The sequence below is a fragment of the Dyella soli genome (assembly GCF_054482295.1).
This window is the reverse complement of record NZ_JBTFFU010000002.1, coordinates 298,086-324,628: the sequence shown is the minus strand read 5'-3', so window position 1 is coordinate 324,628 and position 26,543 is coordinate 298,086. Positions and strand designations below refer to the sequence as shown.

Annotated in this window: 24 protein-coding genes, 1 tRNA gene and 1 pseudogene; 9 read left to right on the top strand and 17 right to left on the bottom strand. The window is 63.7% G+C overall.

Translation table 11 applies throughout. The features are described from left to right. Window positions 1-22: 22 nt before the first annotated feature. The gene (locus ACXU4B_RS11865; RefSeq protein ID WP_131412280.1) at window positions 23-1,312 is read right to left on the bottom strand and encodes a hypothetical protein; all 1,290 of its coding nucleotides are present in this window, start codon (window positions 1,310-1,312) and stop codon (window positions 23-25) included. Between the two features lie 214 nt (window positions 1,313-1,526). Between ACXU4B_RS11865 and ACXU4B_RS11860 the strand changes: the two genes are divergently transcribed. From ACXU4B_RS11860 to hsdR, 3 genes are all read left to right on the top strand, one after another. Further along, entirely contained in the window at window positions 1,527-2,981 is a 1,455-nt protein-coding gene (locus ACXU4B_RS11860; protein ID WP_131412282.1) for a class I SAM-dependent DNA methyltransferase, read from the top strand. After that, window positions 2,978-4,168: a restriction endonuclease subunit S gene (locus tag ACXU4B_RS11855; protein ID WP_131412284.1), complete on the top strand. Its 1,191-nt coding sequence runs from the start codon at window positions 2,978-2,980 to the stop codon at window positions 4,166-4,168. The genes ACXU4B_RS11860 and ACXU4B_RS11855 overlap by 4 nt, the downstream gene beginning before the upstream one ends. 134 nt (window positions 4,169-4,302) lie before the next feature. Next, a complete protein-coding gene (hsdR, locus tag ACXU4B_RS11850) occupies window positions 4,303-6,639 on the top strand; it encodes an EcoAI/FtnUII family type I restriction enzme subunit R (RefSeq protein WP_131412286.1) in 2,337 nt (778 codons plus the stop codon). 16 nt (window positions 6,640-6,655) lie between these two features. On the opposite strand, the gene ACXU4B_RS11845 is transcribed toward hsdR, so the two are convergent. Then, window positions 6,656-7,339 (bottom strand): recombinase family protein, encoded by a 684-nt coding sequence (locus tag ACXU4B_RS11845; protein ID WP_131412288.1) that lies wholly within the window; start codon window positions 7,337-7,339, stop codon window positions 6,656-6,658. Window positions 7,340-7,680: 341 nt separating this feature from the next. Here ACXU4B_RS11845 and ACXU4B_RS11840 point away from each other — a divergent pair, with 341 nt between their 5' ends. Together ACXU4B_RS11840 and ACXU4B_RS11835 are read left to right on the top strand one after the other, a co-directional pair. After that, the gene (locus ACXU4B_RS11840; RefSeq protein WP_131412290.1) at window positions 7,681-8,826 is read left to right on the top strand and encodes an ImmA/IrrE family metallo-endopeptidase; all 1,146 of its coding nucleotides are present in this window, start codon (window positions 7,681-7,683) and stop codon (window positions 8,824-8,826) included. Next, window positions 8,813-9,292 carry a DUF4411 family protein gene (locus ACXU4B_RS11835; RefSeq protein ID WP_131412292.1) on the top strand — a complete coding sequence of 160 codons (480 nt, stop codon included), beginning with the start codon at window positions 8,813-8,815 and terminating at the stop codon, window positions 9,290-9,292. Before ACXU4B_RS11840 ends, ACXU4B_RS11835 begins: the two co-directional genes overlap by 14 nt. Window positions 9,293-9,401: 109 nt before the next feature. On the opposite strand, the gene ACXU4B_RS11830 is transcribed toward ACXU4B_RS11835, so the two are convergent. The 5 genes and pseudogenes from ACXU4B_RS11830 to rplM form a co-directional block, all read right to left on the bottom strand. Then, a complete protein-coding gene (locus tag ACXU4B_RS11830; protein WP_165583227.1) occupies window positions 9,402-10,883 on the bottom strand; it encodes a site-specific integrase in 1,482 nt (493 codons plus the stop codon). A gap of 21 nt (window positions 10,884-10,904) precedes the next feature. Beyond that, window positions 10,905-11,066, bottom strand: a pseudogene (locus tag ACXU4B_RS11825) (DUF6538 domain-containing protein); the annotation flags it as partial. A gap of 120 nt (window positions 11,067-11,186) precedes the next feature. After that, window positions 11,187-11,260, bottom strand: a tRNA-Gln gene (locus ACXU4B_RS11820). 66 nt (window positions 11,261-11,326) lie between these two features. Then, a complete protein-coding gene (gene rpsI / locus ACXU4B_RS11815) occupies window positions 11,327-11,719 on the bottom strand; it encodes a 30S ribosomal protein S9 (protein WP_131412296.1) in 393 nt (130 codons plus the stop codon). Window positions 11,720-11,728: 9 nt separating this feature from the next. Continuing rightward, the gene (gene rplM, locus ACXU4B_RS11810) at window positions 11,729-12,157 is read right to left on the bottom strand and encodes a 50S ribosomal protein L13 (protein WP_130619814.1); all 429 of its coding nucleotides are present in this window, start codon (window positions 12,155-12,157) and stop codon (window positions 11,729-11,731) included. A 131-nt stretch (window positions 12,158-12,288) separates the two neighbouring features. On the opposite strand from rplM, the gene ACXU4B_RS11805 reads away from it, so the two are divergent. Together ACXU4B_RS11805 and coq7 are read left to right on the top strand one after the other, a co-directional pair. Beyond that, window positions 12,289-13,506, top strand: coding sequence for a (Fe-S)-binding protein (locus ACXU4B_RS11805; protein WP_131412298.1), 1,218 nt, complete (start codon window positions 12,289-12,291; stop codon window positions 13,504-13,506). Continuing rightward, on the top strand, window positions 13,503-14,144 hold the full coding sequence (gene coq7 / locus ACXU4B_RS11800; protein WP_131412300.1) for a 2-polyprenyl-3-methyl-6-methoxy-1,4-benzoquinone monooxygenase: 642 nt from the start codon (window positions 13,503-13,505) through the stop codon (window positions 14,142-14,144). The genes ACXU4B_RS11805 and coq7 overlap by 4 nt, the downstream gene beginning before the upstream one ends. Window positions 14,145-14,858: 714 nt before the next feature. Here the strand turns inward: coq7 and speD are convergent. Beyond that, window positions 14,859-15,644, bottom strand: a complete 786-nt coding sequence (gene speD, locus ACXU4B_RS11795; protein ID WP_026633844.1) for an adenosylmethionine decarboxylase — start codon at window positions 15,642-15,644, stop codon at window positions 14,859-14,861. 360 nt (window positions 15,645-16,004) lie between these two features. On the opposite strand from speD, the gene crp reads away from it, so the two are divergent. Next, window positions 16,005-16,619: a cAMP-activated global transcriptional regulator CRP gene (gene crp / locus ACXU4B_RS11790; RefSeq protein WP_458910880.1), complete on the top strand. Its 615-nt coding sequence runs from the start codon at window positions 16,005-16,007 to the stop codon at window positions 16,617-16,619. 60 nt (window positions 16,620-16,679) lie between these two features. Here the strand turns inward: crp and ACXU4B_RS11785 are convergent, their stop codons facing one another. The 5 genes from ACXU4B_RS11785 to ACXU4B_RS11765 all read right to left on the bottom strand — a co-directional run bounded on the left by ACXU4B_RS11785 (window position 16,680) and on the right by ACXU4B_RS11765 (window position 20,970). Beyond that, on the bottom strand, window positions 16,680-17,675 hold the full coding sequence (locus ACXU4B_RS11785) for a bifunctional helix-turn-helix transcriptional regulator/GNAT family N-acetyltransferase (RefSeq protein ID WP_131412304.1): 996 nt from the start codon (window positions 17,673-17,675) through the stop codon (window positions 16,680-16,682). A gap of 83 nt (window positions 17,676-17,758) precedes the next feature. After that, window positions 17,759-18,460, bottom strand: coding sequence for an HAD family hydrolase (locus tag ACXU4B_RS11780; RefSeq protein ID WP_131412306.1), 702 nt, complete (start codon window positions 18,458-18,460; stop codon window positions 17,759-17,761). Between the two features lie 3 nt (window positions 18,461-18,463). Then, a complete protein-coding gene (gene trpC / locus ACXU4B_RS11775; RefSeq protein WP_131412308.1) occupies window positions 18,464-19,258 on the bottom strand; it encodes an indole-3-glycerol phosphate synthase TrpC in 795 nt (264 codons plus the stop codon). 42 nt (window positions 19,259-19,300) lie between these two features. Continuing rightward, on the bottom strand, window positions 19,301-20,377 hold the full coding sequence (trpD, locus tag ACXU4B_RS11770) for an anthranilate phosphoribosyltransferase (protein ID WP_131412310.1): 1,077 nt from the start codon (window positions 20,375-20,377) through the stop codon (window positions 19,301-19,303). Next, on the bottom strand, window positions 20,374-20,970 hold the full coding sequence (locus tag ACXU4B_RS11765; RefSeq protein ID WP_131412312.1) for an anthranilate synthase component II: 597 nt from the start codon (window positions 20,968-20,970) through the stop codon (window positions 20,374-20,376). Before ACXU4B_RS11765 ends, trpD begins: the two co-directional genes overlap by 4 nt. A gap of 242 nt (window positions 20,971-21,212) precedes the next feature. Here ACXU4B_RS11765 and ACXU4B_RS11760 point away from each other — a divergent pair, with 242 nt between their 5' ends. Then, entirely contained in the window at window positions 21,213-21,800 is a 588-nt protein-coding gene (locus ACXU4B_RS11760) for a hypothetical protein (RefSeq protein ID WP_131412314.1), read from the top strand. A gap of 28 nt (window positions 21,801-21,828) precedes the next feature. Here ACXU4B_RS11760 and ACXU4B_RS11755 read toward each other — a convergent pair whose 3' ends face one another. The 4 genes from ACXU4B_RS11755 to ACXU4B_RS11740 are packed head-to-tail and all read right to left on the bottom strand — an operon-like array spanning window position 21,829 to window position 26,336. Continuing rightward, window positions 21,829-22,623: a L,D-transpeptidase family protein gene (locus tag ACXU4B_RS11755; RefSeq protein WP_425481427.1), complete on the bottom strand. Its 795-nt coding sequence runs from the start codon at window positions 22,621-22,623 to the stop codon at window positions 21,829-21,831. Between the two features lies 1 nt (window position 22,624). After that, window positions 22,625-23,722 (bottom strand): dipeptide epimerase, encoded by a 1,098-nt coding sequence (locus ACXU4B_RS11750; RefSeq protein WP_131412316.1) that lies wholly within the window; start codon window positions 23,720-23,722, stop codon window positions 22,625-22,627. A gap of 40 nt (window positions 23,723-23,762) precedes the next feature. Then, window positions 23,763-25,175 (bottom strand): C40 family peptidase, encoded by a 1,413-nt coding sequence (locus ACXU4B_RS11745; RefSeq protein ID WP_131412318.1) that lies wholly within the window; start codon window positions 25,173-25,175, stop codon window positions 23,763-23,765. Between the two features lie 9 nt (window positions 25,176-25,184). After that, window positions 25,185-26,336: a DUF819 family protein gene (locus tag ACXU4B_RS11740; RefSeq protein ID WP_131412320.1), complete on the bottom strand. Its 1,152-nt coding sequence runs from the start codon at window positions 26,334-26,336 to the stop codon at window positions 25,185-25,187. Window positions 26,337-26,543: the final 207 nt, after the last annotated feature.

Sequence of the window (26,543 nt, the reverse complement as noted above, 5' to 3'; positions counted from 1 at the left end):
CTGAGGGTGTCATGCATGACCGTCACTTACCCACTCCCTCCTTGATTTCCACATGGCCACTCACGCCAGCGATCTGCCTGAAGCAATCGAGCATCACTTGACGTGTCTCTTCGATAGCTGAGCGAGGGACTACAAGGCAGTCGTATACGGGCAGCGCCACGATTCGCCGCTCTATCAGTTCCAACAAGCAGCGAATCAAGATGTGGCCCTCCTTGGACTGGATCTCCATGCCCGCACCGGAATAGAACATGGAACGCAGCGGCCGGTGATGCCGCAGGATCAGCTCCTCGACTTCACGCACGGTGGAATGCCTGGGCAAATGCTTGGCAGACCCCTGGGGTTTCCTTGCGAGTTCCCTGGGGCTGAAGAACTGCGCGATGAACACCTTCTTGACACCCTCGCGGTAACTCTCAAGCCCCGGAACACAGTACAGGTCTCCCGCAGGTGGCTCGACACCCAATAGGCCGTACGCGATTCGGATGCCACACTGCCCATAATCCAGGCTCACTACGGGTTCGCCATTGATGCGTACATCGCGCTGGCGGCTCTTGCCCGACAACTGTGCCCAGAAGCCGCCGGTCGGACGCCCACCCTCTTCCAAGCGACCGTTATTGAAGATCCGACTCACCCAGCGGTCGCCAGAGTCCCGTTCATTGCCTTTGTCATCACAATCGCATTCGATGTCTGCCGCCGCCAGCCACGCGTTGATCCGGAGCATCTCGGCCCGGTAGGTGTCTGCAGGCTCGCCTGATGGAACGGGAAGACTGCTAGCCTTCCCCCGCACCTTCTTGCCACGGAGCACGATGGGGTCGCCCATTAGCGCGCCATCGCGTCCAATGTCCGCGAACCGGATACCGCGTTCATCCATGTGCCGGCGCAGACGCCCTGAGGACCGTATGGTGGACTGCTGGCCCCCAAAGGGATTACGGACTTGGGCGGCCTTGGAAAGCTCCAGCCAGTCCATTTCTGGCTTGCTCATCCACTCGATGATCTTGATGCGCTCCTCCGTCATGAAGGGCACCCCTACTGAGTCTTTCCCGTGGCTGCGTTTGGACAGCGAGATGTGTCGCCAGGCCACTGGGTCAGTCAGGGCACCGTGCATGAGATCACACACGATAGCGCTGACGATCCGGTCAAACCGCACCTGGTCTACTACCTTCCGAGCACGGCGCCGCGGATGGCACTTGGCTTCGTAGTTGAGCAGCTCTTTGCGGACCTGCTCGACCAGCGCCAGCGCTTGTGGTGTTGAGGGCACCCGAGATGCATCGAATCGCTTGTGCCTTGCCTTGCTCTTGTCTACTGCTAGGGTCATACGGCTCTAATCAAAACTCGACACCCCTCCAACCGTCGCGGGAACAGGGGCAAACGTAGACAATGGGGAGCGCCTCAGGCGCATCTAAGGGGTCGGGTGCACATCCCCTTGGCCCATAATATCGCAAGTTCTTGCGCGCTGAGAGAACGACGCCCATCGAGCGTGCGCCTCGGCCCAAGTGAGATGGCGCTAGTCGCTTAGGAGATTCACCCGCGTGTTTGAGCAGGCCTTCAAGAACATCGACGACATCCTTCACAAGGACGCCGGCTGTACCAGCGAACTGGATTACACCGAGCAAAGCTCCTGGCTACTGTTCCTGAAGTACCTCGACGCACTGGAGCAGGAAAAGGCGCTGGAAGCTCAGTTGGAAGGCAAGAAGTATCGCTACATCCTCGACGCCGACTACCGCTGGGACAACTGGGCCGTGCCCAAGACCGAGGATGGCCGTATCGACCACCACGCGGCATTGGTCGGTGACGACCTGCGCGATTTCGTTAACCAGCGGTTGATCCCCTACTTGCATGCCTTCAAGGGAAAAGCTCGCAGCGCGGACACCATCGAATACAAGGTCGGCGAGATCTTTGGCGAGATCAAGAACAAAATCCAGTCCGGTTACAACCTACGCGAGGTGATCGAGCTGGTGGATGGTCTGCGCTTTGGCACGCAGACCGAGAAGCACGAGCTGTCGCATCTGTACGAGGCCAAGATCCGCAACATGGGCAATGCAGGGCGTAATGGCGGTGAGTACTACACGCCACGTCCGCTGATCCGCGCCATCGTCAAGGTGGTGAAACCAACTATCGGCGAGCGCGTCTACGATGGCGCTGCCGGCAGCGCGGGCTTCCTATGCGAGGCCTACGACTTCCTGCGCGCCAAGCCGAACCTCGGCACGCGCGACCTCGATACCCTGCAAAAGCGTACGTTCTTCGGCAAGGAGAAGAAGAGCCTTGCCTACGTCATCGCGATCATGAACATGATCCTGCACGGCATCGAGGCACCCAACATCATCCACACCAACACGCTGGCCGAGAACCTTAGCGATATCCAGGAGCGCGACCGCTACGAGGTAATCTTGGCCAACCCGCCTTTTGGCGGTAAGGAGCGCGCCGAGGTTCAACAGAACTTCCCGATCAAGACCGGCGAAACCGCTTACCTGTTCCTGCAGCACTTCATCCGCAGCCTCAAGGCAGGCGGCCGCGGCGGCATCGTTATCAAGAGCACCTTCCTCTCCAACACCGACAACGCTAGCGTAGCCCTGCGTAAGCAGCTTCTACAGGAGTGCGATCTGCACACTGTACTCGACTTACCAAGCGGCACCTTCCAGGGCGCAGGCGTGAAGACCGTAGTGCTGTTCTTTGACAAAGGGGCACCGACGAGCAAGGTCTGGTACTACCAGCTCACACCCGGCCGCAACCTGGGCAAGACCAACCCGCTCAACGATGCGGACCTTGCCGACTTCTTGGAACGGCAGAAAACCTTTGCCGACACTGTGCAGTCGTGGTCGGTGGACATCGCGAACATCGACCCGGTAACACTGGACCTGTCCGTGAAGAGTCCCAACGGAGGGGAGGCAGTTGCGCTGCGCAGCCCAAAAGCCATTCTTGATGAGATCGGGGCGCTGGACGCACAGAGTGCGGCGCTCCTGGAAGAGATTCGGGGGTTGCTGTGAGGGCGAACTGGGAGCGCGTTCGGTTACGAGAAATTTGTCGATATGACAAGAACCAAGGCACGCACGATGGGCTGAAGTACGTTGGGCTTGAGAACATTGAAAGCGGCACAGGACGCATCCTTTCGCAGTCCGAACAACTGGATGCTAAGAGCGCAACGTTTAGTTTCTCCGCCAAACATGTGCTCTATGGGCGACTGCGACCGTACCTTAAGAAAGTGGCATTGCCTTCGGGCGCGGGCCGTTGTTCTACCGAGATATTTCCTATTCTCCCAAGTGAAAGGCTCGTAAGGGAGTATTTGGCGTATTGGCTTCTTAGCGACAAGACAACTTTGGACATCAACGCGACGTGTACAGGGGCGAGGATGCCGCGCGCGGATATGGAGGAAGTTCTCGACTTTGACTTTCACCTACCGCCTGTCGCCGAACAGCGACGCATCGTGGCCGCTCTCGACAAGGCGTTTGCCGGCATCGCGACTGCTAAAGCCAATGCTGAGAGGAATTTGAAGCTTGCTGGCGAACTGATAAATCAAGGCTATCGGCATATTGCGGAAGGGCAAGGCCGCCGCCACTGGGAGCGCCTACGAGTTGCCGACGTCGCGGCTGCGAAAAAAGGCTCCATTCGCACCGGCCCCTTCGGGAGCCAGCTGCTCCATAGTGAGTTTGTCGATGCCGGCATAGCCGTCCTTGGCATCGACAATGCAGTTAATAACGAATTCCAATGGGGCAAGAGGCGGTACGTCACCCCGGCGAAGTTCGAGCAACTGGCCCGCTATCGGGTTTACCCTGGTGATGTTCTGATCACCATCATGGGAACTTGCGGACGCTGTGCCGTTGTTCCAGACAACATCCCGGTTGCGATCAACACGAAGCACTTGTGCTGTATCAGCTTGGATAACAACAAATGCTTGCCAAGCTTCCTTCACACCTATTTCCTCTATGACCCTTCGGCAAGAGAGTACCTGCAGCAACAGGCAAAAGGCTCAGTCATGGATGGACTGAACATGGGTCTTATTATTGATCTGCCTCTGCTCCTGCCCCCGGTTGAAGTACAACAAGCTGTCGTAGACAACTTCCGTGCACTACGAGAAGGCATCAATCTCTTTATCGAGGCGCAATCTAGCAAGCTCACCGCTCTCGACGCCCTCAAGCAGTCCCTGCTTACCGAGGCCTTTGCTGGCAAGCTATAAGCGCTCTGGTGACATACCTTTTCCAGCCACCCGTAACCGGTTTTGCACTGGCATCCCACCTCCACGCCCTGCGCCGTTTCCAGCCCGAAGCGCTTCTCGCTACCATCGGCCTCAGGCCATAGGGACCACTGCTTGTGAACGAGGCAGAGACACGTGCGGAACTGATTGACCCGGCCCTAGCCGCGGTCGGCTGGGGCGTGGTGGAGGCCAGTCGGGTACGCCGGGAAGAGCACATCACACTGGGCCGGCTACAGGGTGCGGGTCAGCGCGGCAAGGCGGATATTGCTGACTACGTTTTGATGTTCCGCGGCCGCAAACTGGCCGTAATCGAGGCCAAGCGACGCGACAGCGGTGTCACCGAAGGACTAGCGCAGGCCAAACGCTACGCCAACAAGCTGCAGCTGCGCTTCGCCTACGCGACCAACGGCCACGGCATCTACCGGGTGGACATGCAAACCGGCGCGGAAGGCCTGGTAGATGCTTGGCCAACCCCCGACGAGCTTTGGCATGACGCGGCGGCCGAGGCGAACGCATGGGGTGACCGCTTCTCCCAAGTGCCCACTCCGGACAAGGGCGGCAGCTGGCAGCTGCGCTACTACCAGGACATTGCCGTGACACGCGCGCTGGAGGCTGTGGCAAGCGGGCGTGAGCGCATGCTGCTAACCCTGGCCACGGGTACCGGCAAGACGTCCATCGCATTTCAGATCGCGTGGAAGCTGTTCCAGGCTCGCTGGAACCTCAAGGATCGGAAGAGCGGCAGCGAACCCGGTCGGCGCCCGCGCATCCTTTTCCTGGCGGACCGCAACACGTTGGCCAACCAGGCCTACAACGACTTCTCCGCGTTTGCGGCATTTGCCGAGGATGCGCTGGTGCGGATTTCGCCAGCCGAGATTCGCAAGAAGGGTGCCGTGCCTACGAACGGCAATGTGTTCTTCACCATCTTTCAGACCTTCATGAGCGGTCCGGGCAACTCCCCGTACTTTGGTGACTATCCGGCGGACTTCTTCGACTTCATCATCATCGACGAGTGCCACCGCGGCGGCGCTAACGATGAGAGCAACTGGCGCGGCATCCTCGACTACTTCGCGCCAGCTGTGCAGCTTGGCCTCACCGCTACGCCCAAGCGGCGCGCCAATGCGGACACCTACTCGTATTTCGGCGAACCGCTGTACAGCTACTCATTGAAGGAAGGCATCGCAGACGGCTTCCTTACGCCGTTCAAGCTGCGCCAGTTTGCGACCACGATCGACGACTACACCTACACACCGGACGATGCCGTAATGGATGGCGAAGTGGTCCCTGGCAAACGCTATACAGAGGGCGAAATTAATCGGGTGATTGTGATTCCCGAGCGCGAGGCGTACCGCGTGGACTTGTTCATGGCCGAGATCGGAGCCAAAGAGAAGACGCTGGTGTTTTGCGCCACGCAAGAGCACGCCGCACTAGTGCGAGACCTGATCAACCAGCGCAAGACGGTCGCACATCCCGATTACTGCGTGCGCGTGACGGCGGCAGACGGTGCGGCTGGCGAAGGATTTCTGTTGGCCTTCCAGGACAACGAGAAGATTATTCCCACCGTCCTGACCACTTCGCAGAAGCTGTCCACCGGAGTGGACGCACGCGGCGTGCGGAACATTGTGCTGATGCGGCCCGTGGGGTCGATGATCGAGTTCAAGCAGATCGTTGGCCGTGGCACCCGCCTGCTGGACGGCAAGGACTATTTCACGATCTTCGATTTCGTGAAGGCGTACGAGCACTTCGAAGATCCTGAGTGGGATGGCGAGCCACTAGAACCAACAACCGGCGCGCGCACCGCGAATGCCCGAGTCGAGGGTGAAGATGGCATTACGGCTACTACGGAAGAGGAGCAGGATGGGCCGCTGCGCAAGACCGTCATCCGGCTGGCTGACGGCAAAGCACGCAAGTTCCAGCACATGTCTTCGACCAGCTACTTGGGTGTCGATGGTAAGCCGATGTCCGCCGCGCAGTTCGTTGAGAGCCTGTTCGGCGCCCTACCCGATTTCTTTAAGGATGAGGATGAGCTACGCGCTATCTGGAGCGACCCGACCACCCGCAAAACGCTGCTCCAGGGCTTGACCGAGAAGGGCTTCGGGCGTGCTCAACTGGCCGAGATGCAGAAGATCATCGAGGCGGAGAACAGCGACTTGTTTGACGTGCTGGCCTATGTGGCCTACACCCGAGCACCACTGACTCGCAGCGAGCGCGCCGTGCTTGCCAAGCAGGGTATCAACACGAGCTACGGCAGCAATCGTCAGCTGGATTTCCTCGACTTCGTGTTAAGTCACTACGTCGAGGCCGGGGTGGATGAGCTTGATCTCGACAAGCTCACGCCGCTGTTGCGCCTGAAATACCATGCCATTGCAGATGCCGCTGCAGAACTGGGCACGCCAGAGCAGATCCGCGGAGTGTTTGTGGGTTTCCAGAAGTACCTCTACAGCACTTCGCGCTGAGTCTGCATTTCGGTTCTCAGCGGTCCTGGGCGGCAATGCGCGCGAACAGGTTGCGTACGCTGCTCTTGTGCCACTGTGCGCCGCGCGGAGTAAGCATTCCACGCTCATTCAACGCAGCAGCTACGGCGCCCAAGCTGACCACTCCATCTGCCGCCAGCGCATCGAGCACAGGCTTGAGATTGCGCGCGTGAGTGTCTGCAGCATGGCGGATGGCCTGCACGCTGGCTGCATTACCGCTACCTGCTCGCCGTAGTGCCGCGGCTCCGTTTGGGTTACCTAGCCTCACGCCTCGCGCCCTGGCAGCCAGAAGAGCCTCCTTAGTGCGCTTGGAGATAGCTTCGCGCTCCTGCTGCGCGACCAGCGCCATGATGCCTACAGTGAGGTCGTTGGCGTCAGGCATGTCGGCTGCAATGAACTTCACCCCACTGTCCCTCAGGGTTAGCAGAAAGGCCGCGTTGCGCGAGAGCCGGTCAAGCTTGGCAATTACCAGAATGGCCCCAGTGATCTTGGCGAGATGCAACGCCTTGGCCAGTTCCGGCCGAGCGTTGAATTTACCGCTCTCGATCTCGGTGAAGGTGTCGACGACTTTCGCGTGCGACATCTGGGCGAAGTTTTCGATGGCTGCGCGCTGGGCCTCTAAACCTAAGCCGCTGACGCCTTGGCGGCGAGTGGACACACGAAGGTAGCTGACGATCTTCATAAGATTTCCAAGGGTACAAAATGCCCTAACGCTCGTTAGTCCATTCTGTACCCATGACGTACACTTGGCAACCGCTCGAGTCGCCAGATGGCGCCGGGTGCCCTCAGCTGCTCGCCGCCCCGTAATCCCCACGAATTCGAAACAGGGCCATTCAACGGGGCGCAGAGGCCCAGGGGGGGAATCGCACCGTCACCGCCGTTTAGATACCGTGCCGGAGATTTCTGCCGAATATTTCACCACCCCTCACGCTGTCGCAGCGGGTGATCCTCGCCACCGACACGCTTCGCTCGCTTCCTTGGCCCTCTATCGCGTCACTCCATCTGACGGCAAACTGCAAACTTATGGAACGGCTCCAGTCCGTCAATCCAGAGCGCATTGAATGGTGCTGCGAAGACAGAGACGTCTCGCTGGCAGACTTGGCTGCGGACACCAACATTGCCCTGCCGACCCTTGAGAAGACGATGGCAGGCGAGCCAGGGGTCACCTTTGGCCAGCTCCGACGAATCGCCGAATACTTTGGAAGGGGTGTTCTCTTCTTTCTGGAGCAAGGCCCGGCCACTGCCGAATTGGTCCACACGCCGCAGTTCCGGACTTTGGCGAATCAGAAGATCGGTCTATCGCCAAAGCTCAAGTCGTTGATTGAACGCGTCGAGAAGTCGAGAGAGATTTACCTGACGCTCCAGGAAGACCTCCAAGAGGATGCTGCGCCCCGGTTTGCGCCCCCGCAGCTTCCCCGCGACGTGGTCCGTGCTGCAGCAGCCATTAGAAGATGGCTGGGGCTAGGGCCGGAAAATGATTTCACAAGCTATCGCGCCGCGCTTCAGGCCAAAGGCATATTGGTCTTCCGGAGCAACGGCTATAACGGGAAGTGGCAAATCCCAAAGGACAGCCCGGTCCTTGGTTTTGCCCTTTACGACGACCGCTGCCCTGTGATCGTTGTCCGCAAGGAGCGATTCGAGACTCGCCAGTCGTTTACCTTGATGCACGAACTGGGTCACCTCGTTCTGCACCGGGCTAGCTCGATCGATGACGCCGCAGACTTTCATTCGAATGAAGGTCATGAGCGAGAAGCCAACATGTTTGCCGGACATCTATTGGTCCCGGCCGAGTTCCTGCTGGAGATAAATGACCAGCGGCGGCCCAGAGGTGTCGAAGAATACGATGGGTGGCTTCGGCCGCAGTCGGAGAAGTGGACGGTAAGCACGGAAGTTATTCTCCGGCGCCTTCTCGACTCCGGTCGACTGACAGCTGACAAGTACAACGAATATCGGGCCTGGCGCGATCGCCAGGTGTACGCAGAGGACGGCCAAGGGAATCGACAGTACAGGCATCGCGAACCGGTCCACATCTTTGGAGACGGCTACGTTCGCACCGTGCTCGACTCGTTGAGCGGCAAGCGCATAACGTTGGCTCGGGCCAGTACGTACCTCGACAACCTCAAGATTTCCGATCTGCATCAACTTGAGCGCTTCTATGCGCGTATTTGATGCCTCGTCGATAATTTACGGGTGGGATAACTACCCGATCCAAATGTTTCCGCGGCTCTGGCTCTGGCTGGAGGACGAGATCGCGGCGGGACGGGTAGGAATTCCGGAGGTTGCCTACGACGAGGTGGGCCACATGTCCCCGGACTGCCACGCTTGGCTCAAAGCAGCTCACGTCCAAGTCATCGACATTACAGAAGCCACTCTACAGGCGGCGTCGGCCATCAAGGACATGCTCGGAGTGCAAGCGGATGCTTACCACGCCGACGGTGTCGATGAGAACGATTTGCTGGTCATTGCTTGCGCACGCGTCCATGGGCACGAGCTTGTGTCGGACGAAAAGGATCAGCCAGTCCTGCCCCAAAACAAGAAGCGATACAAAATCCCGGCTGTTTGTAAGCAGCCAGGAGTGATGGTCCCCTGCGCGAACTTCCTTGGTTACCTCAAAGCTTCCAACGCAGTGTTCTGACGGTTCAGCGCCAATGGCGACGGTCCGCGCGAGCCAAGCCACCCGTCGGCGATCTGCGAGAACCCCAAGTGTCGTGGCTGTGTCCGTCCCCTAGGGCACTGTCTGCCCGCTACGGTGTGATTGACACTTCCGGCCACTCGACCTGGCAAATGGCCTCATACAGCTTTCGGAGCGGCATCTCCTTGGTGTAGACAGCACGACTAGTGCCCTTGCCCTCATGGCCGGTCAGTTCATCCACAAACACCTCCGACACCCCAGAAGCAAACAACTTTGTTGTCACGCCATGTCGGAACGAGTGATAGTCGAGGCCAGGCTCGTACAGTCCGACCTCTTTCCGGTAGCGAGTCCACCATTTCGTAAAGGCATGCCCTCGCTTCCCGTCCGCGCCACCGGGCTTCAACTGAGGGAACAGGGGATCGGACAACGAGGGAGCGATGTCTTCGATGTACTCGATGAGGCCTAGCGCCAGTAGCTGCGGATGAACCGGCACACGTCGCTTGGACTGTTCGTTCTTTACCTGCTTGTCGCCGTCGTCGTTGATGTCGAAGTACCAGATGCTGTCCTCGCGACGTAGGTCGGACCGGACCAGCTGGGCAAACTCTTCGAGCCGGTTACCGTGATACAGCCCCAACAGTGGTAGCCAGTACTTCTCATCCTTCATGACCAGCACACCCGGCTTGCCCCTAGAACTCTTGGACTTGCAGCCAGTCCAGACGGGCGATTTGAACAGCTTGGTCAGGCGCTCGCCGTCCCACTGTTGCCGCTTCATCTTCGGCCGCATCTTCTCCGGGAAGCTAAACCCGTGGGCCGGGTTAGCGCCTTCATACTCTCCGCGTTCGATCAGATGCTTGAACAGGCTTCCGAGAGCAGCGAAGTGACGCTTCAACGTTTTCACTGCGAGCCGTGACTCCGAACCTTTGGAGCCTTCCGCGATCTCACGCAGCGGAAGTCCTCGCCAGCGCTTGGCCTTGCCGTAGTCGTCAGGCAGCGCGCGAAGTAGATCAAGCGTCTTCGCAAGCTCCGGGCGTTTGTAGGCGCCAATCGGGAGATCTCCACAAACTTCCAGGAAGATCTTATACGTCTTCTTGTTCTGCATCAGGGTCTGAGCACGCCAACCACCTTCGGTCGACATAAGGTCCATGAAGCGTGGCAAGACTTCAGAAAGAAGAGGGCCACTCGCTGGGGCGACTGTTCCCCGCTCGCCGCTGGATGACGATGCAGGCAGCAACTGGATCTCATCGACAACTCCATCCACTAGCCGTCGCTCTGAAATCTCTAGCGCCTGCACGTCCGCTTTCAGCAGCCCCATCGCCAACGCGTGACGCTGCGACTCTCCGAGGTCGTGGAGAGTCATGTAGGTCTGGACCAAGCGGGCCACGCGCTTCACGTTTCGAGTGGCGAGCGCCTCGCGCGCGTCTGATAGCAATGTGCCGATCAGTTCTAGATCTGCATCGACTGGGCAGTCGTGATCATCTAGCTGACCACCTTGGACATACACAGGGCGCCCATGAGGTGTCGAGAGGTGCCGCGCACGATCCTCCTCCAACGCATCGACAAGGTGCTGACGAAGAATGGCTTGTACGTCTGCCATGGAAGGTACCGACCGAAAGAAGCTGCGAAACGCGAGGTCGGCGACTCTAGCGAGATGCTGTGCCTCGCGATAGTGGCTAGTACGCAGAGAGACCGCGACCTCCCCAATGTGAGGCAGAGGTAGTTTGCGGCGGTAATAGAAGATGCCGCGCTTGAGGGTCAGGTGGGAGCAAAGTGGGAGCATGGTGGGAGCGTCTTCGTCGTTCGACCGGCTGCCCGCCGGTCTCGGGACGAGTCCCGTATGCCTTGAAACCCTTGTGCCAAGCCAAAAACAAAAAGGCCCCGCCGAAGCGGAGCCTTGATGTGGCTGGGAGACTAGGATTCGAACCTAGATAAACGGAGTCAGAGTCCGTTGTCCTACCGTTAGACGATCTCCCAAAACCCTGCGGAGCGGTGCGCTCTGACTTGGTGCACCGAACCGTCGAAGCAACTCTCCCAGGAGAATTAGCGCTTCGAGAACTGGGTAGCGCGGCGGGCCTTATGCAGACCGACCTTCTTGCGCTCGACCTCACGGGCGTCGCGGGTCACGAAGCCGGCCTTGCGGAGCGGCGACTTCAGCGATTCGTCGTACTCGATCAGGGCGCGCGCGATACCGAGACGGATCGCACCTGCCTGACCGGTGATGCCGCCACCGGCGACCGTCACCTTGATGTCGAACTTGTCGGCGGCTTCGATCAGCTCGAGCGGCTGGCGCACGATCATGCGCGAGGTCTCGCGACCAAAGAACTGCTCGAGGCTCTTGCCGTTGACGATGATCTCGCCCTTGCCCTTGCGCAGGAACACGCGAGCGGCGGAGGTCTTGCGGCGGCCGGTGCCGTAATTCTGCTGGATAGCCATGATGGTTCCTTAGATTTCCAGCGCCTGCGGCTGCTGTGCGGTATGCGGGTGCTCGGCACCGCCATACACCTTGAGCTTGCGGTACATCGCGCGGCCGAGCGGATTCTTCGGCAGCATGCCCTTGACGGCGATTTCGATGACGCGCTCCGGATGCGTGGCGAGCAGGTCCTTCAGACTGGTGGTCTTCAGGTTGCCGACGTAACCGGTGAAGCGGTGGTACATCTTGTCGTCCAGCTTGGCGCCCGTGACGGCCACCTTTTCGGCGTTGACCACGACGATGTAATCGCCGGTGTCGACGTGCGGGGTGAACTCCGGCTTGTGCTTGCCACGCAGACGGCGGGCGATCTCGGTCGACAGACGACCGAGCGTCTTATCCGTTGCATCAATCACGAACCAATCGCGCTTGACGCTTTCCGGCTTGGCGCTGAACGTTTTCATTTCAGAATACCTAGTCTGCCGCCACATGGGCGGTACACGTAATCGGTGGAACAAAGGCGCGAGATGATAACGGAGTTTTCATCAATCGCGCAAGCCCACCGACCGGCGGGCTGCGAGCTGGCGATGATAGCATGATCGGTATGGCGCTTGAAAAGCCCCCCCACACTCGCGAACAACATATTGCTGCGCTTGCCGACCAGTGCGTGCAGTGCGGATTGTGCCTGCCGGTGTGTCCCACCTATGCGCTTGACGGCAATGAGGCGGAGTCGCCGCGCGGCCGCATCGCCATCGCCGCCGCCCTGGCGCGGGGCGATGCCGAGCCGGTGGCGGCGCTGCGCGAGCACCTGGATCATTGCCTGGGCTGCCTGAACTGCGAAAGCGTCTGCCCGGCCAACGTCAAATACGGCGAGCTGCTGGTGGAAACGCGCGCGCTGACAGGCCCGTCGCCACGGCGCCCCCGGGAATTGCTGGCCCTGCTGAAGCAGCCGACCCTGCTGCGGCTGGCGGCAAGCACGGGAAGCGCCACCGGCCTGGCGCGATGGAAAGCCCGTCTGGCCAGCCGCCTGCCCGCCGGCTCCGCCTGGCGTGCCGCGCTCGAAACGTTCCCGGCCGACACGAGCGAGACACTGCCGGCCTCGCAGGAAGCCGTCTCGACCAGGCAGCCCGTGGTTGCCCTGTTTCCCGGCTGCGTGGCCAGCGTGGAAGACGCCACGGCCGAACGCGCCGCCGTGATCCTGCTGGAAGCGGCGGGTTACCGGGTGACCCGCCTGCCCGCCTTCTGCTGCGGCGCCATCGATCTGCACGGCGGCGAGATGGCCACGGCCGATCGACTGGCCGAACGCGTGCGCGATGCCTGGCAGGCTTCGGGTGCCGAGCAGCTGGTCACCATCACGCCGGGCTGCCTGGGCACGCTGCGGCGGGCCATGCCCGGAATCACCGTCTCCGATCCCGTCATGCTGCTGGCGGCGCGCGCCGAGCGCCTGCGCTTTCGCCCGCTGGCGCGCCGGGTCGCGCTGCATCTGCCGTGCACGCAGCTCAACGTGGCGCGCAGCGAAGCGGCGCTGCAGGGTCTGCTGCGCCAGGTACCGGAGCTGGACCTCGCCGTCGTACCACGTCCACCGCACTGTTGCGGCGCGGCCGGTTCGCACATGCTGGAATTTCCCGAACGCGCCGCGCGCCTGCGTGAAGGCGTGCTCGGACAGATCGCGAGTCTGGCACCCGAGCAATGGTTGTCGTCCAATATCGGCTGTCGCCTGCACCTGGCTGCAGGCATGGATGGCGCCGGCCGGAGCTGGCCGCATAGGCACCCGCTGACCCTGCTGGCGCAGCAACTGGAGAATTCGCCATGAACGCACGCACGCTTTCCCCGCTCGACCGCCTGCTGGCCGGCATCGAGCGCGCCCTGGAAACCGTGGCCGGCGCGCCGGAAGCCGGCCGCCCCTCGCCCGCCGCGGCCTTCGACGAAGCCGACATGGACGACGCCGACCGCCGCCACGCCGCCGGCCTGATGCGCATCAACCACACCGGCGAAGTGTGCGCGCAGGCGCTCTACGACGGCCAGGCTGCGCTGGCCCGCAACGACGAAAACCGCGAGCACCTGCTGCACGCCGCCGCCGAGGAGACCGACCACCTGGCCTGGTGCGCCGAGCGCCTGAAGGAACTCGACAGCCGCCCCAGCCTGCTCAATCCGCTGTGGTACGCCGGCAGCTACGCCATCGGCGCCATCGCCGCCCTGGCCGGCGACCCGGTGAGCCTGGGCTTCGTGGTGGAAACCGAACGCCAGGTGGAAGCGCACCTGGAGGAGCACCTGGACCGGCTGCCGCCGCAGGATGAGCGCTCGCGCGCCGTGTTGTCGCAGATGCAGGCCGACGAGGTGCGCCATGCCCATGAGGCCCGCATGCGCGGCGGCATCGACCTGCCGTTTCCGATCCCGGGTCTGATGCACCTGAGCTCGATGGTGATGAAGGCGGTGGCGTATCGGGTTTGAGCGAGGCCGGAAGGCTGAGCAAGCCCCCCCACTCTCACCCCACCCCCTCTCTCCCACACGGACTACCTTCGGGTCGCCGCGGGGAGAGGGACTAAGGCAACATCCATCGAAGCAACCCTTCTCCCTTCGGGAGAAGGTGCCGGCAGGCAGATGAGGGTTCGGGCGGAGCGCGAGATGGAAAGGCCGCGCAGGCCCCGCACCCTCACCCCAACCCCTCTCCCGAGGGGAGAGGGGCTAGGAGTTGAGGGAACGCAGGCGCCGCTTTAAGTCCTCAGCACGTCGACGCGTCGCGGTGTAGCGGCGACCCCTGAGGAAGCACGTCACTTGGCCGGCTTGCGCCTGATCCCAAAGCTTGTAGCCCGCGTCCCGCTGGCAGCTCTCAAGGCCATTTTCTTTGGGTTACTTTTCTTTGACTCCGGGCATCCTGCCCTCCGCCCTTCGGGCCGGCTTCGCCGTTCGCACGCGCTCCTGCGCGTGCGTGGGCCAGCAAAAGAAAAGTGACTCGAGCGCCCTACGGGGACTAGCTTCGCGTCGCCGGCAGGCGATCGAAACGCCCGCCGCGCAGGCGGCAAGCGTGGCGATCACGCCGGCAGTGAGCGAAAGTCACCGGACGACCAGCGCCCCGGCGCCTGCGAGCCGCCAGTACGACGAGCAATAGCTGCAACACCACGAAGGCGCTGCCCAAAAAAAACCCGCCTTTCGGCGGGCTTTTCGTCACATCAGGTTGCGACCGTGGAACAGTTCCTCGATCTCGCGTCGCAGCAGCGACTCGATGCGCTGGCGCTCCTTGAACGAGAGATCGTCGGCATGTGCCTCGAACAGATACGTATCAAGGTCGAAGTCCTTGATGTGCATCTTGGTGTGGAACATGTTCTCCTGATACACGTTCACGTCGAACATCTCGTACTTCTGGCGGATATGCTTGGCCAGATAGTCCTGCACCGAGTTGATCTTGTGGTCGATGAAGTGCTTCTTGCCCTTCACGTCGCGGGTGAAGCCACGCACGCGGTAGTCGGCGATGACGATATCCGACTCGAAGCTGTCGATCAGGTAGTTCAGGGCCTTCAGCGGGGAGATCACGCCGCAGGTGGCCACGTCGATGTCCGCGCGGAAGGTCGCAATGCCGTTGTGCGGGTGCGTTTCCGGGTAGGTATGGACGGTGATGTGGCTCTTGTCCATGTGCGCCACCACGGCACCGGAGATGGTGTCGCGGCCCAGCTTCTCCACCACCGGCTCCTCGGAAATGAGGATCGTGACGGAGGCGCCTTGCGGATCGTAGTCCTGGCGTGCAATGTTCAGGATGTTGGCACCGATGATCTCGGCCACATCCGTCAGGATCTGGGTGAGACGATCGGCGTCATACTGCTCATCGATGTACTCGATGTAGCGCTGACGCTGTTCTTCGGACACCGCATAGCAGATGTCGTAGATGTTGAAGCTCAACGCTTTGGTCAGGTTGTTGAAACCCTGCAGGCGCAGGCGGGGAAGTGGTTTGACCACAACGACTCTCCATGGCCGGGATGCACGGCCAGCAGTGGAGGCGGGTTAGCGACAAGGGTCCCCGCTGGAAAAAATGACGCGAAGGCATAAGCTTCCGCGACCCTTGTGACCGGACCGCGACAAGGGGATCGCGTCCGAAAGACCGTGAAGTATGCGGCAAAAAAAGGGAAAACTGAACCTTCGGCAGGTCATGTTACTTTGCCATAATGCCCGGAGGGGGGAAGGATTGGACACACGGGGGCCGTTCGCGGGCCCCGTCTTGAATCTACGGGACACATCGTGGCGCAACTTAAATATCAGCTACAGCAAGCTTTTGAACGTTCCCAGGCGCCAGCCAACTTTGCCCCGGACCCTGCGTCGATGGAGCGCTTCCTGGCGCTTTGCCACCGGCGCCGCTATCCGGGCAAGACGGCCATCATCCGCCCTGGCGACCCCGCCAACACGCTGTATTACATCGTGGACGGCTCGCTGGCCGTGTGCACCGAGGACGAGCAGGGGCGCGAGCTCATCCTGGCCTACCTGAGCCGCGGCCAGTTCATCGGCGAGATGGGGCTGTTCGTGGAACAGGCCCAGCGCGAGTCGATGGTGCGCACGCGCACGGCCTGTGAGATGGCCGAGATCAGCTACGAGCGCCTGTTCCAGCTGATGGAAGGCCCGCTGCGCGAGGAATGCCCGAAGATCCTCTTCGCCATCGGCGCCCAGCTGACCAACCGCCTGCTGCGCACCTCGCGCCAGGTCAGCCGCATGGCCTTCATGGACGTCACCAACCGTATTTCGCGCACCCTGCTCGACCTGTGCCAGGAACCGGACGCCATGACCCATCCGGAGGGCACGCAGATCCGCATCTCGCGCCAGGAAGTGAGCCGTATCGTGGGTTGCTCCCGCGAAATGGTGGGCCGCGTGCTCAAGCAGCTCGAGGAGCAGCGCATGATCGACGTGGCCGGCAAGACCATCGTGGTGCGCGGCACCCGTTGAGTCCACGCCGACGGCCGTCATTCCGGCATTCGCCCGGATGACGGCCGTGAGCCGCCCGGCTCACCCCGGTTTCGGGGCCTTGCGCGCCGCCGGCGCCCGCTTCGAGGCGGCCGGCTGATAGACCATGTAGACGTCTGCCCGCTCGTAGTGCGAGCCGGGCCGCGTCGACGGCTGCATCACGAAACCCGCCTGCTCGTACATGCGCAGCGCCGTCTTCAGGCGGCTGTTGGACTCCAGGAACAGCTCCCGGCCCTTGCGCCGGTGGAATTCGGCGATCGCCGCATCCAGCAACCTGCGCCCCGCCCCGAGGCCGCGAAAGGTTTCGTCCACGCCCATCTTGGACAGTTCGTAGACCCCGGGCGACTCATGCAACAGCGCGCAGGTACCGATGACCTCGCCGCCCAGGCGGGCAAAGAAGATCGCGCCGCCGGGCCCGAGCACGTAGCGCTGCGGGTCGCCGAGCACGGCGTGATCGATGTCCTCGATGCGGAAGTACCGTTCGAGCCAGGCCGCGTTGAGGCGGTGGAAATGCGCCTTCAGCGCGGGCTCGTAGGGCACGATCTCCAATACGGCCGCCTTCAGGGCGGCATGTTCGGCCAGGATCGCATCCACGATGGGACGCTGCTGCAGCGCCTGCTCGCAGGCCGCGAGTGCTGCCAGCAGCGCGGCGCCATCCTCGCCCAGCGAGGCCATGGCGCCACGGCGGACTGCCACCCAAACCGGCCCCAGCGAAGCCAGCGCGTGGCGTCCCTTCGGCGTCAGGTCGAGCAGGCTGCGGCGCCCGTCGCCCGCGTCCCTGCGGCGCTTCACGATGCCGGCGCGCACCAGCTTGTCGGCCAGCTGGCTCACGGCGGAATGGGTCTGGCCGATGGCCGTGGCCACGTCGCTGACGGTGGTCGCGCCGTTTTCCCACAGGTAGCGCAACACCGGGAACCAGCGCGATTCGATCGGGGCGCCACAGGTGCGGTAGACCTCGTCGGCCGCCCCGTAGAAGTGGTCGCTGAGGGCCTTGAGCCGGCTGCCGAGGGCCAGCTCGCCCAGGGAAGAGAGATACACGGGCTCGTCTCCAGGGAATTACGTTAGCGCTAACGTAATTCCCTCGGGGCCGCCTGGCAAGCCCGCCGCATGGCCGACCCGGCCTAAAACCAGTCCACCCGGGTGATGGTGCGGCCCAGCGCTTTTTCCATCTTCTTGCACAGCTTGGGCGTGCCGTTGACCAGCACCGGCTCGGCGGCTGGCTTGAGCATGGGCACGTCGACCAGCGAGTCGCTGTAGACCACCTGCCACTCCTTCACCCCGAGCGCCGCCAGCTGCGCCGGCTTGCGGCGGCCGATGTTGTGCAGCTTCACGCGCATGCCCAGCAGGCCGGGACGCAGTTGCGAGGCAAGTATCTCCACGCCCGCCAGCCCAAGCTGCTCGAGCACGTGGGTGACCAGCACCTGCTCGCAGCCGGTCACCACGATGACGCGATCGCCCGCCGCCTGGTGGCGCCGCAATGCCTGCAGGCCATCGCGGCTGAACTGGCGCGGCCGCCGCGCGAGAGTGGCGGCGAATGCATGCGCCACGGCCTTGTAGCGACCCTCGTTCAGGCCCAGCAGGCCGATGTGCACCAGCGAGCGCAACGCCAGCTTGCGCGAGAACGGCGCCACCACGGCCATCCACGGCAAGGCCAGCACTACCGCCAGCTTGCGCAGGAGCGAGCGCTGGTAGCGCTCGCGCATGAACAGATAGAACGCGTCGCCGTGGATCAGCACGCCGTCGAAATCAAACAGCACCGTGCGCGCGACGGGCACGGCGGCCTGCGCCGCTTCCGGCATCAAACTGGTTTCCCCTGATGACATGGCTTACTTGCCGTCGAAAAGTCGCTTGAGCTCGCGGCCCGGATCGTCCGCGCGCATGAATGCCTCGCCGACGAGGAAGGCGTTGACCCCCGCGTCGCGCAGCATGGTCACGTCATCGGGCGTGTGGATGCCCGACTCGCTGACCAGGATGCGGTCGTATTCCATCAGCTGCTGCAGTTCCAGCGTCGTATCCAGCGCAGTGTGGAAGGTGCGCAGGCTGCGGTTGTTCACGCCGATCAGCGGCACCGGCAAGGCCAGCGCGCGCTCCAGCTCCTCGGCGTCGTGCACTTCGCACAGCACATCGAGGTCGAGCTCCGCTGCCAGCAGCGACAGTTCGAGCAGGGCCGCGTCACCGAGTGCGGCGACGATCAGCAGGATGCAGTCGGCGCCGATCACACGCGCCTCGTACACCTGGTACGGATCGATCACGAAATCCTTGCGCAGCACCGGCAGCGAGCACGCGGCGCGCGCCTGCTGCAGGAAGTCCTCGCTGCCCTGGAAAAAATCGCGATCGGTCAACACGGAGAGGCAGGCCGCACCGGCCGCCTCATAGCTGCGCGCGATCGAGGCGGGATCGAAGTCAGGGCGAATCACGCCCTTGCTCGGGCTGGCGCGCTTCACTTCGGCGATCACCGCCGGCAGGCCGGCTTCGATCTTGGCCTCGATGGCGGCGGCGAAACCGCGCGTTTCAGCAAGATCCGCGACGCGCGAGGACAGCTCGACGAGCGGCAGCCTGGCGCTGCGCTCGGCGACCTCTTCGGTCTTGCGGGTGAGGATGCGTTGGAGAATATCGGTCATGACGGCAGCTTGCTTGGTCGTGGCATGAAGGTGGCGTGAGCGTCAGGCCTTCCCTGCCAGACGCCGCGTGGTCGCCACGAAGGCATCCATTTTCGCACGTGCGGCGCCGCTGGCGATGGTCGTGCGGGCCAATTCGATGCCGGCACCGATCGAGCCCACCACATTGGCCGCATACAACGCCGCGCCCGCGTTGAGGCAAACGATATCGTGCGGCACGCCGCGCGTTCCTTCCAGCGCCTCGATGAGCATGGCGCGCGATTCCTCGGCATTTTCCACGCGCAGGTTGCGGCTGGACGCCATGGCAAGGCCGAAATCCTCCGGCTCCACCTCGTATTCACGCACTTGCCCGTCACGCAGCTCGCCCACCAGCGTCGCCGCGCCCAGCGAGATTTCGTCCATGCCATCGCGGCCCCACACGACCAATGCATGTTTCGCGCCCAGGGCCTGCAGCACGCGCACCTGGATGCCGACGAGGTCGGGGTGGAACACGCCCATCAGGATGTTCGGCGCGCCGGCCGGATTGGTCAGCGGCCCGAGGATGTTGAACAGCGTGCGCACGCCCATCTCCTTGCGCACCGGCGCCACCACCTTCATCGCCGGATGATGGTTGGGCGCAAACATGAAGCCGATACCGGTCTCATGCATGCATTGCGCCACCTGCGCGGGCGCCAGGTCGATCACCGCGCCCAGCGCCTCCAGCACGTCGGCGCTGCCGGACTTGGACGAGACGCTGCGCCCGCCGTGCTTGGCGATGCGCGCACCCGCAGCGGCCGCCACGAACATCGATGCGGTGGAAATATTGAAGCTCGACGCGCCGTCGCCACCGGTGCCCACGATATCGACGAAGTGCTCGTACGCGGGCACCTCGACCTTGGACGACAGTTCGCGCATCACGCGTGCGGCGCCGGTGATCTCGCCCACGGTTTCCTTCTTCACGCGCAGGCCGGTGATGATGGCCGCCGTCATCAGCGGGCTCACTTCGCCGCGCATGATCTGGCCCATCAGCTCGATCATCTCGTCGTGGAAGATCTCGCGGTGCTCGATGGTGCGCTGCAGGGCCTCCTGCGGGGTGATCGCGACGCGACGGCCCACGGGCGGGTTGCCGGAGGGGCCGTTCATGCGGCGAGCTGCAGCGGCAGGCCGAGGAAATTGCGCAGCAGGTCATGCCCGTGCTGGGTGAGGATCGATTCGGGGTGGAACTGCACGCCCTCCACGTTCAGCGTCTTGTGGCGCAGGCCCATGATCTCGTCGATCGAGCCATCGGCGTTCTCGGTCCACGCGGTCACTTCCAGGCAATCAGGCAATGAGCCCTGCTCCACCACCAGCGAGTGGTAGCGGGTGGCCTCGAACGGATCGGGCAGCCCGGCGAACACGCCCTTGCCACGGTGGCGCACCGGCGAGGTCTTGCCGTGCATGATCTGCTTGGCCCGGATCACCTTGCCGCCGAATACCTGGCCGATCGCCTGATGGCCCAGGCACACGCCGAACACCGGAATATCAGCCGACAGCTCGCGCAGCACGTCCAGCGATACGCCGGCATCGTCCGGCGTGCCCGGACCCGGCGAAATCATGATGTGCGAAGGCCGCAGCGCCCGGATACCGGTCACGTCCAGCGCATCGTTGCGCACCACCTTCACCTCCTGCCCCAACTCGCCCAGGTACTGCACGAGGTTGAAGGTGAAGCTGTCGTAGTTGTCGATCATCAGGAGCATGGGGATGCCAGGGAGTGGGTTGCACGATGAAAGGATGGCACACGCCGGACCGGGTCGCCGCTCGCTCCGCCGGGCTCGCCGGCCCGGGGAACGCTGTGCCGGGGAGTGCATTGTGCTCAAAGCGGCGCCGCGCTGCAGCATCCGCCGCCGCGAACCGCGTCGGGAGCCGGCCGCCGCGCCCCCGCCGTGCTATACCGGAAACCGTCCCCGCCGATGCTGGCGTTGATGGAAGGAGCGCGGCCATGAAAGTCGCCATCGGGTTCAAGGCGCACTCGGGCTGGGCCGCGATGGTGGCCATCGGGCTGACCGACGAGCACCCGCAGCTGGTCGACCGACGCCGCCTGTCGCTGGTCGACGCATGCAATTCGGGCTGGGCCAGCCACCCTTATCACGCCGCCGAAGGCCTGCCGCCGGACAAGGCGGAGGCGCTGGTGCGGGAAGGCATCGCGGCGGCGCGGGTGGTGGCGGCGCAAACCCTCCGGCCCCTGCTGCAGGAGTTGCAGGAAGCCGGCCACGACATTGCCGGTGGCGCGGTGCTGACCGGCTCACCGATGCCGGCGTGGACGACGGAGCAGATTCTGGCCGTGCACATCCGCATGCACCAGGCCGAGGGACTGATGTTTCCCGACGCACTGGCCGCGGCCATCACCGACTGCGGCCTGCCGCTGGGCCTGATCCCGGAGAAGGCGCTCGATGCCCTGGTGCCGCGGGCATGCCCCTGGGCGGCCGACATCGCCGCGCTGGGCAAATGGGCCGGGCCGCCGTGGGGCGTGGATCAGAAGCACGCTGCCATGGCCGCGCTGGTCGTCTTCGGTGCGCGCCTGCACTGAGCCGCGCGCACCTACCGAGGGGCCTGGCTCAGGGCGAGCTGCCCGGCGCGGGCAAGTGCCACGATGCCTGCAGGCGCGCGTACTCCTGCTGCGGCAACAGCACGAACACCGGCTGGTCCTGCGGCTTCAGCCAGGCCAGCAACTGGCGCATGGCCGGCTCGGGCATCGCGGTACAGCCGGCGGTGGCGTCGGTCGGCGACCGCCACACGTGCGCAAAGATGCAGCTGCCGGCCCCCGCGCGTGCCTGCGCGTTGTGTTCGATGACGAAGCCGACCTTGTAGAGCGGGTCGCCGTCGAGATGAATGTCGCGACGCATCGGTTCGCTGGAGCCGGCCACCGCCTGTTCGCCCACTTCGCGGGCATCCACGATGCGGTTGTAGTACGGCGAGCCGTTCACGTCCATGCAGTAGTCGGTGGCCTGCAGCGCGCGATAAGGCAGGTGCGTATCGGCCTTCGCCGCATAGCCAAAGGCCTCGCCGATGCGAAACACGCCCGCTGCCGCACGCCCGTCGCCTTCGTGCTTCTGCGGACCATCCGACTGCGGCTGGTTGAGGCCCAGCCCCCAGGCCACGCCTGCGCGTCCCACCGTCACGGCCTGCGCCGCCACCGTCGCTCGCCACGCACCATCGCGACGTTCGTAGGCCCGCAGCACGCCATGGTCGGCGTTCCAGTCGGGCGTGATCACCAGCACCAGCTGGCGCGAAGCCTTCCACGCCGCATCGTCTTCCGCGGCAGCGGCCGCCGGTGCCGCCATGCAGGCGACGGAGGCCAGGCCGGCGACCAGCCAGTGGCGCAACCAGGGAGCTTTTTGCAGGTCAGTCATGTCAGTCAGCCAACCTCTCCAGTTCTCGGATGCCACGGATGCCGAGGCCCGGCGCGTCGCTCACCGAGATCTGCGACTCGTTGAAGGTCACGCCGCCATCGACCGGGTTGTACTGGCACAGGGACGGGCCGTCCAGGTCGATCTTCGTGATCACCGCCGACCTCGCCACCGCCACGTGCACGGCGGCCGCCACGCTGATGCCGGTCTCCAGCATGCAGCCCATCATGCATTCGATGCCATGCAGGCCGGCGAGGTCGGCGATGCGGATGGCGTTGGCGATGCCGCCGCATTTCATCAGCTTGATGTTGACGATGTCCGCCGCACGCAGGCGGATCAGCTCGATCAGTTCCTTCGGGCCGAACACGCTCTCGTCAGCCATCACCGGTACGTGCACGCGCTCGGTGACGTAGCGCATGCCTTCGAGGTCATGCGCCTTGACCGGCTGCTCGACCAGTTCCAGCGACACGCCGGCATCTTCGATCGCATGCAGCGCCCGCACCGCCTGCCTGGCCGTCCAGCCCTGGTTGGCGTCCAGGCGCAGCGATGCGCGCCCCTTCACCGCCTCGTGGATCGCCTTGACGCGCTCGATGTCGACGGCGCTGTCCTTGCCCACCTTGACCTTGAGCGCGGTGTAACCACGCCCGACGGCGTCGATGGCATCGGCCACCATCTTGTCGATGCCATCCACGCTGATGGTCAGATCGGTGGTGACCCGCGGCAGGCCGCCGCCCAGCAAGGCATACAGCGGCGCCTGGTGTAGCTGCCCCCACAGGTCGTAGACGGCGATCTCCACCGCGGCCTTGGCACTGGTGTTTTTTTCCAGCGCGCCCTGGATCACCCGCGTCAGCCGGTCAAGCTCGGCGACCTCCTGTCCGATCAGGGCCGGCGCGATGTAGTGGCGAATCGCATCGACGATCGAGCCGTGCGTGTCACCGGTGATCACCGCCGTCGGCGGCGCTTCGCCATGACCCACATGCCCGGTATCGGTATGCACCTGCACCACGATGTCTTCGACCTGGTGGACGGTACGCAGCGCCGTCCTGAACGGCGTCTTCAGCGGCACTCGCAGCATGCCGAGCTGGATGTCGGTGATCTTCATGAGGCGCAGGCATTTCCAGTCGGCGACGCGATCGGGGAAGTCAGGAACGGATATGCACGATGCTCGTCATGCGATCCACGTAGGAATGCCCGCCGTCGAGCATCAGCGGCAGCAGCGGCGTCACCGACACGGCATTGAGCTTCACCTGGCGCGTCCCGCCGCTGCCGTCGCGATAGCTGATGCCGGTGGTGTCGTGGATCACATAGGGTTCGCCGTTCACCCGCCCGATCACCATCATCACGTGACCGGGAATGTAGACCAGTTCGCCTACCTTGAGCTCGCGCACCGCCTGCATGCGCGCATCGTGGCTGTCCCTGGCGGAGAAGGAGCGGTGCGCCAGCACGGGACTGCCGGCCTGCCGGCCCGTATCGCGCGGCATCTGCACGCCCATGCTGCGATAGACATCCGAGACGAAGCCGCTGCAGTCGCGCCCGTCATAGTCGTGGCCCCAGCCATAGCGTTCACCAAGGAACTTGAAGGCCTGGCGGATGATGTTGCCTTCGGTGAGCGGCAGGTAGCTCTCACTGGTGTCGGCCTGGCGCCGCACCAGCGCCGGCGTGAAGCCAAGCGCGCCGCTCGCCGTGCGCAGCGGCAGGTCGATCACGTACGCGGCATACGGCGACTGCCCGTTGACCGGCTGGTCGGCCGGGTGATCGGGCAGCACCGGCACCGCCGTGCCCATGTCCAGGCGCAGTTGCGACACGGCCGGTCGCTCGCGGGTATGGACGGTCTCGACCACGGCGCCGGTGACCACGCGCTGGGGCAACCTTCCGGCATAGGCGAAGACCTGCTGCACGCTGCCCTCACCCACGTTCTCCTTGCGGGTCCATGCTGCGTAGCGTGCGCTGAGGACGAACAGCCACTGGCCATCGCGGCTCGCATGGACGATGGCTACCGGCGTACCGGGGAATTCGGCCGTCTCCTGGAAACGGTCGATGTCGGCATCGTCGTCGGAAGTGAACACGCGCGCGTCGGTCGGAAAACTGCGGAACGGGGCGCGGCGCACGACCAGGCCATAGCGCGTGCCTTGCGTTTCCGCCACGCGATCGAGCGCCAGCTGGTCGGTGGCCAGCGCGGTCACCGAAGCCGGCACGCGCGCGCCGTTCTCGTCATACAGCGGTCGCTGCGGCAGCTGCGAGACCTGGTTGATCCAGCCCTGCACTTGCGCACGCGTCAACGTCGAGGGCAGCGTCCGCAGGTCATGCATCGAGGGATCGAGCTGCAGCAGCCTGGCGTTCTGCGCGGTAATCGCCGCACTGTCCAGCAGCACCTGGTCGGGCTGCGGCAACTGGCCGATCCAGAACGCCGGCGTGAGCATGGCGTCGTTGTCGAGGCCAATCACGCCCGACGGCGGCACCGCCAGCGCGTCAGTCGGGTTGCCGGCCCGTGCAGGCGCCACGACCAGGGCGCAGGCCGAGGCGAGACAGAACGCGGCGCAGCGGAACAATCGCATGATGACTCCTTACGTCAGCGCCAGCGATGACATCACCGACGCCACCAACAGGCCAAATCCGGTACCGAGGATATAGCCCAACAGGGCCAGCAGAATGCCTACCGGCACCAGCGAGCGCGCATAGCTTGCCGCCAGCACCGGCGTTGCCGCCACGCCGCCGATGCACGCCAGCGAGGATATGCCGCACAGGTAGAGGTCAAAGTGGAACAGGCGTGCCACCAGCGCCAGCAGCGCCGCATGGATCGCGATGATGGTCACGCCGCACATCAGGTACAGCGGCGCCGCCGCCATTCCCTCGAAATTGCTCTGCGAGGCGAGCACCGCAACGACGCTGATCAGCATGGCGCTGGAGATCGTGCTGGCACCGGCAAAGCGCGCCAGTGGCGTGTGCGCGGCCAGCAGGCCGAAGCCGGTGGCGAGCATGATGGTCCAGGTGGTCGGTGACACCATGCTGGACACCGGCAAGTGCCCCGCCAGCCAGTCCGACAAGGCCGTCACCAGCAAGGCGATGCCCAGCCAGATCAGCACGTTCTCCGGCGTGGTCGGGCCATGGCTGCGAATCTCCTCCACCACCATCTCGGCACTGGAGCGCGCCCGGGTCCAGCGATTGAAGGCGGGCGCGAGCCGGGCCAGCGAGAACAGCACCACCACCCACATCGAGTAGCACAGCGCGTCGGTCAGCAGGGACATGGCCAGCAGGCGATCGGGCATGCCGATGGCCTGCTTCACGGCCACCATGTTGGCCGTGCCACCCACCCAGCTGCCCGACAGCGCGGCCAGCGGCTGCCAGGCATTGCCGGTCAGCCAGGGACGGAACACCAGGAAGGTGGCGATGAAGGCGATGAACAGCACCACCGTCGTCGAGAAGAACACCGCGAGCACGCGCGGTCCGAGCCGGAAGATCGCCCGCAGGTCGCCGTTGATCATCAGCAGGAACAGCAGGGCCGGCACCAGATGCTCGATCAGCATGCCCTGCGCTGCCCGGATGCCGTCGTTCACCTGCCACAGCCCGGCGACTGCCAGCGCCGTCACCAGCAGGTAGGTCAGCACGATGGGCGGCAATACCTCGAACACGCGCCAGCGGAACCGTCGCTCGAGGGCGGGAAACAGGCCTGCCACCAGCAGCATCACAGCGAGATAGGGCCATACCGTGTGGATCATGCGTTTCCCGTGGCGTTCGCGCCCCAGCCTGCCCCGCGCCAACCCGGGGCGGCGGGCTTTGCCGAAGCATGGCCGAATCCACGCAGATGGCAAGCGAGACCGGGCGCACGCGGGGGAACCACTTGCGCCGGCCAAGACGGTAGGATGCTCGGCATGGCGTCGCCGCGGTTGCATGCGGCACGCCAATGGGCACCCCGCGCGGCCGCC